At 58.3% G+C, this 521-nt stretch carries 1 protein-coding gene and 1 pseudogene; both read left to right on the top strand.

The genetic code is table 11. The annotated features are described in order from the left end of the window. A pseudogene (locus RAD10_RS41485) lies at positions 1-184 on the top strand (ABC transporter permease); the annotation flags it as partial. Next, a partial coding sequence (locus RAD10_RS41480) for an ABC transporter permease (RefSeq protein ID WP_461621982.1) occupies positions 184-521 on the top strand: 338 nt, incomplete at its 3' end. The pseudogene RAD10_RS41485 and the gene RAD10_RS41480, both read left to right, overlap by 1 nt.

Here is a 521-nt window from a genome sequence, read left to right as displayed (position 1 = left end):
ACCGGCCATGGTGGGCGGCTCGCGTGACATCACGCTCTCGATGCTGATTGCCCAGCAGGTCGATCAACTCCATTGGGGTTATGCCGCCACTCTTTCCATGTTGTTGCTCGCGACCGCGCTTGGCTTGGTCGCCATTGCGCAGATCCTGCCTGGCGCAGGCAACGCCTTTAGGATGAGCAAGTGATGAGTGCTGTTCGCATCGTGCCGTCGTTGATCGTTGCGCTTATCCTGTTGTTCCTTGCTCTTCCGATTGTTGTGGTGTTCGTGCTCTCCTTCTCGTCGGCGGCGTATCTTACGTTCCCACCGCCGGCCTTTGGCTTCAGATGGTATAAGGCTTATTTCGGCGATTCTGATTGGCTGGACGCAACCTGGCTTAGCCTGTGGGTCGCTGCAGTTGTCGTGGCGCTTTCGACCACACTCGGAACCTTTGCCGCGATCGGCATCGGCCGCTTGCCTCGACCTATACGCATCGTTGCGACGGCTCTCATTCTTTCGCCGCTGGTCGTGCCGGGAATAGTCGT

Source organism: Bradyrhizobium sp. 23AC (genome assembly GCF_054863025.1).
This window is presented reverse-complemented; position numbering and strand designations above follow the sequence as displayed.